The organism is Methylobacter sp. (genome assembly GCF_036845245.1).
Lineage (GTDB): Bacteria > Pseudomonadota > Gammaproteobacteria > Methylococcales > Methylomonadaceae > Methylobacter_A.
The window spans coordinates 1-6,167 of record NZ_DAIUEH010000100.1; the positions used below are offsets into that span (position 1 = coordinate 1).

The window sequence follows — 6,167 nt, forward strand, 5'->3', positions numbered from 1 at the left end:
CACCCGCGCCTGCCAGGGCGTGGTGTTTCATACGCTTGAGATTGCCAAGCAATTTTAAGCGCGCCAGGATTTTTCGCGAAAGCTAAAATGGATCCATCCGATTTTAGCAGCGAAAAATGACCTGGCCATTAATGCCTTCGGCGGCCCGCGTTCGTCCTCCGTCCGTCACGACGCACAACTTCGCGTTGCTACGCTGTGCGCCATGACTCCCGTAATGACTTGACGCCGTGTCGGATGGCCTTGCATTTTGACTGCGCTTCCGCTATCGCTACAACTTCGTCAAAACGCCCGACCGCTACGGCTACGCGGGGGTCGTCGTACGCCGCTCCACTAACGTTACGCTTCCTGTACTCCTTCATGGAAAAAGCCACGACTACAACCGGATTAAAAGTCACTGTCGACATTTTGGCCGGTATCTATGAAACGGGGAAGAAATGCGCCACCGATTTCATCAAAAACAGGAGAATCGTGTTTGATGATTTTCTACCCCGATGGAATTACCGGACTCTGCCTCACGGCTGATTATTTCGGGAAGTTATTTTTGACGGGATCCTTAGTATTTAACTGGCATGAGCCAAATTATATTCATATATAAAAAGTTGCAGGACGATATAGTGGAACTCGTTACTTTTGGAAAAGGCCAACGATTTGCGAACAAACCGTGCCAAACGATGGCGCAGGGTGTTGTTCCAGCGTTCGATATGGGCTGTTTGTCCGGTTTTCCTTACCGATCGATTGATGGTTGTCCCCAAACACGCCTTGGTAGGCCCAGAAGTCGCTGTCAGTGTGAAGCGGCCCGGTAGGCTTCGGCGATACCGCCCAGAGCTGGCAGCAACTGTCCGCGTTCGGTCGCCCGCGAACCAGGGCACGACCTCTGTCGGGTACGGCGGCAGAGTGCGACCCACACCCAGCAGGCGCTGGCCTTGCACTGGACGAACGACACAGCTCGTCCAGCTCCAGAACGTCTTCTGGTTGGGCGGTACCAAAGTGGTTTCCAGGGGCCGCAAATGATGGTATTTTTTAACCATGCCGCCACGGTTTGACGGACAACCCCGAAGATGCACTCTAATCCGCGTAGGCTGGAACGCTCGTGGTAAGCCCTCAGAATTTCGGATTTTCGTTCTTCACTGTAGCCATAATCGGAGACCAACGTGCCGTAACAGCCGCAGGCATGGCAACGGAATTTTTGTTTGCCCGCTGGTTTTACCATTGCGGGTCAGTTTGCTGCTCTCGCAGCGGGTGCAGGTCTCTGTTATCATGCTACCAATTTTACACAAAACAGTTAAGCTTCAACCACTACTCTATTGTTCTTTCAAAAAAAAAAAACCCTCGTTACCAATAAGTAACGAGGGTCTCAATTCCCTTAACTAACGACCGAAGTGTTAGTTAACTATTTCATTTTTAGATGAAAGATGGAATTAATGGAGCATCTACCATAACCATTTGACGGTTGCCAGCTTCATCAAAGAAGAATAACAAACCAGCAAAACGACTGTCTGGATCGTAGATCAAGTCAGCCAAACGGTAAACTTCCCAAGCAGCGTCAGAAGCAGTAACTTGCACAGTTCTTGATGTACCTGGAGCGATTGGGCTGTTATCGCTAACAGTCAAACCTTCTTCAGCCAACAAGTCATCTGGATAGCCTGTTTCATCTACATGAACTTTAGAGTCTAAGAATCTAACGCCAGCAGTGTTGAACTCACCCAAACGAATTGAAGAATCACCATTATTAGTGATAGTCAATGTCATTTGCATAGCACGACCGGGCACACGATAAGTTGCATCTTCAACTTTAACGTTAACAGTTCTAGCAGGCATTTCAATTGGTTTCATACCGCGTAACAAACCAGCTTGTAATGGAGTTGTTACAGGGTATGCTGCGTTTGTGCTGCTCATACCGAAAGCAACAATTGCAATTGTACCTGCCGCAAAACCCATAGCAACTTTCTTGTCAAGAGAAGTAATCAAAGAATCTGCTTTTCCTGCTTCAATAGCAAGATAACGTGGTACAAATATTGGTTTACGAGCCCAATATCCCAACCAAGCCAAACCTAAGGCATACCAGAAAGCGTGCCAGAAGTAAGTGTTGCTCAGATTATACGTTTCTAGGTTGATAGTATCACCTAATAACGTAGTAACTGGGTTAACAAATGATCCCATAGAACCAGTAACAGTTACCCATTTACCTGGACCGATGATTGGACCACCGCCTTTAACGTTCATCATAGTGTGTACGTGCCAGTCACCTGGACGACGCGCTTTTAACAATACTTTAAATTCATAAGTTTCACCCAGTTCCAGAGTAACTGAACGAGGCACTAATTGACCACCGATCCATGAACCTTGACGAATAAATACAGGTCCAGGAATACCGATATTCAAAAATGAAATTTCTGGTTTATCGACAGTTTCAGGCCATCCCGCGAAAACGTGGAATTTACCGGAAATTGTCATAGTATCATTAACAGGCACTGTATCTTTTGACCAATTCAGGTCAAACCAATGAATTGTACGCATACGCATAAATGCAGCTTGCGACTTTTCACCATGAGCAGATGCAGTTGGTGCGTAAAACATCGCTGCTGTAACAGTTACCAGCAGTGCGACAAAGGATAATTTAGCAACCTTGTCTTTTATTAATTTCATATATCCTCCTCTATAATAGAGAATCTATAGTTTTCAGAGTATCTAATGTCAACAGCATAATTGGCTTTATTAACATCAGTCTTTTTGTGTGTGTTTCTTACAAGCAAGTGCTTAATTTTAATTATGCACTTTGAGTGAATGAAGTACCACCGAACCATTTACCGAAGAAATGCCACAAGAAGTAAATTAAAATACTCACGAAACCAGAGAAGAACGCTGATACTGGAGCAACGTCTTTACCGAAAGTTCTTAATGTACCTTTTTCAACCATTCTGATGTATTCAGGTGTACCAGTTCTTACGTAGTGGTAACCTTGTAAATCAGCCAGTGTCATCATCATGCCATTGTATTCAACAGGAACGTGTAAAGGCGCCATAATTGGCCAGTTGCCTGGGTAAAACAACAGACCCCACGCCAAACCGCCAAGAACCGCAGTCAATGTCATGCTGCCTGACAACATTAATATAGCGTCAAGAACAATAGCACCAGGCATCAGGTTTGAAGGGAAGCAGAAGTTTACTGGGAAATAAGTCCAACCCCAGAAGTTTAAATATCTGTTGATCCACTCACCTAAAAGCAAGCCTAAGATACAAACCACCGCACCAAAAGGTAAACGGTAACGCCACCATAACACAGCTTGAACAGCAGCCGGAAAAGTGATTGAAACGATTGGAGCTACAGTTACCCATAGACGTCTATCTTTCCAGTCAGTCCAGAAATCCCAGTCACCACCAGTTAACATGTAGTGAATGTGATAACCACCAAGTACAACGAAGAACAATACGAACAGAATTAGCCAGTCGAACGTGCGTGAAACTTTAACTGCCTCAGCGCGTGAACGTACAGCTGATTGAGATGCGCTCATTAGCTTACCTCCTAAAGGATTTAAATTATTTTTATTAATGACCATCTTCTACTTTTGCTGCTTCACCCTGAAAAAAAGCGAAACAGCAAGCGGAGATAGTAATTACAACCAAGACTCTTAATTAAGCTAAGTCTTTTTTCAGAAGCTTAGCGATAGCTATAACTTCTGTGTTCACAACACCCATTACACCCAAAGCTGCCCATCCGAAGAATACGAAGCCGTAGTGTAAAGGAGCAACAAACAACTCTTCCATAAACCAGAAAGTATGACCCCATTCATTCAAACCAACATTTGGCAGAATCATGAAAGGACCAACTACTGCAACCATATATTGAAGGTGCAGACCTTGCTGATAAGTAGGAAGTCTGGTCTTTGCATACAAGAAAGCAGCGCCGCCAGTAATGATGTAGATAGGATAGCTCAAATAAAATTCAATAATGTGACTTGGTGTAAAGTCAGTATCACGAACGATAGTTTGATGCCATGTACCATCTTGTTCTGTAAAATAGCTAGCACCGTAATAGATAGCGAAGCCATACATTACCAACCAAGTCCAATGAGTAAAGTGTCTTCTTAACTCTTCTCTTGGTGTGATTGACATTACTTTACGATCACGAGACTTCCAGATATAGCCCCACAAAATGCCTGCAGTTGCTACTTCTAAAACAAACTCAATATAAAGAAAGTTCATCCAATATGTTTCGAATTCAGGAGCAAATGAATCCAGACCAGCTGACCAGCCATAGACTCCTTCATACCAACGAACCCAACCATAGAACACTACATATAGTAATGCTCCAAGGATCATATTTTTCTTATTTAACAGCGGTGCTTCCGCAGCATCAGCTCTCACTGATTCAGTTGTAGCTGCCATTTCTACCTCCAAAAATTATCAAATCCCTGACTTAATTATGGCCAGGGGCTATAAGTTACAACTCCATTTTCTCACCCATACTTAATAAAATTAAGGATCAAGTGCCACCAACTCAATTTAGTGAGCTGTCAGTCTACCAGCTCAATTAGCCTTGTCAAGTCAAAAACAAACACCGAATACATTTCCTTAAACTCCAGCCTTTCCTATTAAATTCCTTTACACTTAAAACATTGATTCCTGTTAGAATTAATTATAATTTCACTTTTAACTCGGTCACCTTAAATCCATGAAGAAATACTCCATCATAATTTTTATCGCCGCTTTATCAACTCTACTTTTAATTCAAAGCAAGGTTATCATGCCTTTTGTTTACAAAGTAATTCAGTCAGATTTGTTTCTTGTTGACAGCAAAGATCAGGGAGGCCAATCCCCTATCTCTACACCACTAACCAAACTTGCATTTACACATTGTAATAGTTACATTAAATCCAAACTCGGACCTGACACATCCATTAACTTCCCTGAAAAACCCCTTAACGCTTGGAGTCTAGGAAACTACCAATATGTCATTAATGCCGAAATCGACATCACGAACACCACTGCAAGCACAATTACAAAGAAATATATCTGCCGGATTAATTATAAAAACGGAGACAACGACGAAGGTTCTCTTGACTTCTCCAACTGGTCTATTGAAGGCCTGTCCGGCTTAGACTCTATCTAACAACTGCCTATTAGCCGCATTAATGCATAATCTTTACTTCAGACTTAATTAGGGAAGCGCCGATCAAATCGCTGGCCAGCCCGACTTGCCAAACAAGCTGATTTTTTTCAAAAATCGCCGCTTGGACATACGCAACCAATGGCATTTTTAACCGTTTTCCCCGCTATTCTTTCTTCATCTGCCGTTTTCGGGAAACGACAGATGTACCTTACTTTGCCCTCAGACAGCCTTCAACTGCCGCCTGAGCAGGTACAAATTGGCCAGTCCCACCAACAAGTGCCCCCCCCCCAGACCCCGGTAACGGGTCTTTTGAAAGCTAAATTGCTGTTTGATTATCAGGAAAATGCGCTCCAGGTGGACTCGAACCGAGGACTGTTTTCGGTTGCGCTTTTTCTGGCTGGACGACAGGCTCTTACCGGGTTTACGCCTGTCATTGACGCACCAGCGGAGACCCAGATGCCGAGCTCCACGCCAGCATTCATCACGGGTATAACCCACATCCACAAAGATGACGCGATCACTATCTCGCAACAGCTTAGACAATTCAGCGATGTCAGCGACATGGGCGACCGTTGAGGTCACCGCGAGCAAAGCACTGGAATTCACATCGGCACCGATATAGATTTTCATGCCAAAGTACCATTGCTGGGCCTTTTCGGGTTTGGCGCATGTCCGGATCACGCATTTTATCCTTAGTTTTTGGTGGACTGGACGCATGAATAATCGTGATATCGACCATCCACCTTGAGAAATTAAAAGCCCTTGTTCTTTCAAGCAGGCATTAAGGAGCTCTAACAATTCTTCAGCCAATTGATGCTTATCCAGCCAATGACGGAAGTTCAGAATCGTGGCTTCATCCGGCAAGGCTTCGGCGACACTACCAAAACTGGGTAAAGCGACGGGCGCGCTCTATTTCATAGAGAGCATCTTCCATTTGCCGGTCAGAAAAACTGAGCCAGTTCTACAGGCAGTGAATGCGCAGCATACTCGCCAGCGGCATGGGAGTATTTTCCAATAGATAAATGAGTCTGAAGAATGAACTAAATCCCGGTAACTCA

The 6,167-nt window shown here is 44.3% G+C and carries 8 protein-coding genes; 2 read left to right on the forward strand and 6 right to left on the reverse strand.

From position 1 onward, the window contains the following. Positions 1 to 188 precede the first annotated feature (188 nt). Positions 189 to 359: a hypothetical protein gene (locus V7051_RS24095; protein ID WP_334181148.1), complete on the reverse strand. Its 171-nt coding sequence runs from the start codon at positions 357 to 359 to the stop codon at positions 189 to 191. Here V7051_RS24095 and V7051_RS24100 point away from each other — a divergent pair. Further along, positions 358 to 522, forward strand: a complete 165-nt coding sequence (locus V7051_RS24100; protein WP_334181187.1) for an ISAzo13-like element transposase-related protein — start codon at positions 358 to 360, stop codon at positions 520 to 522. The genes V7051_RS24095 and V7051_RS24100 overlap by 2 nt on opposite strands. 38 nt (positions 523 to 560) lie before the next feature. On the opposite strand, the gene V7051_RS24775 is transcribed toward V7051_RS24100, so the two are convergent. From V7051_RS24775 to amoC, 4 genes are all read right to left on the reverse strand, one after another. Further along, complete coding sequence (locus V7051_RS24775; protein ID WP_442919695.1) at positions 561 to 1,028, reverse strand: IS1 family transposase; 468 nt, start codon at positions 1,026 to 1,028, stop codon at positions 561 to 563. Between the two features lie 373 nt (positions 1,029 to 1,401). Next, positions 1,402 to 2,646 carry a bacterial ammonia monooxygenase, subunit AmoB gene (gene amoB, locus V7051_RS24110; protein ID WP_333879304.1) on the reverse strand — a complete coding sequence of 415 codons (1,245 nt, stop codon included), beginning with the start codon at positions 2,644 to 2,646 and terminating at the stop codon, positions 1,402 to 1,404. A 121-nt stretch (positions 2,647 to 2,767) separates the two neighbouring features. Then, positions 2,768 to 3,511: a bacterial ammonia monooxygenase, subunit AmoA gene (gene amoA / locus V7051_RS24115; RefSeq protein ID WP_333879306.1), complete on the reverse strand. Its 744-nt coding sequence runs from the start codon at positions 3,509 to 3,511 to the stop codon at positions 2,768 to 2,770. A 121-nt stretch (positions 3,512 to 3,632) separates the two neighbouring features. Next, positions 3,633 to 4,385: a bacterial ammonia monooxygenase, subunit AmoC gene (gene amoC / locus V7051_RS24120; RefSeq protein ID WP_333879303.1), complete on the reverse strand. Its 753-nt coding sequence runs from the start codon at positions 4,383 to 4,385 to the stop codon at positions 3,633 to 3,635. A 286-nt stretch (positions 4,386 to 4,671) separates the two neighbouring features. On the opposite strand from amoC, the gene V7051_RS24125 reads away from it, so the two are divergent. Continuing rightward, complete coding sequence (locus V7051_RS24125) at positions 4,672 to 5,109, forward strand: hypothetical protein (protein WP_333879302.1); 438 nt, start codon at positions 4,672 to 4,674, stop codon at positions 5,107 to 5,109. Between the two features lie 219 nt (positions 5,110 to 5,328). Here V7051_RS24125 and V7051_RS24130 read toward each other — a convergent pair whose 3' ends face one another. Next, entirely contained in the window at positions 5,329 to 5,973 is a 645-nt protein-coding gene (locus tag V7051_RS24130; protein ID WP_333879301.1) for a transposase, read from the reverse strand. Positions 5,974 to 6,167 lie beyond the last annotated feature (194 nt).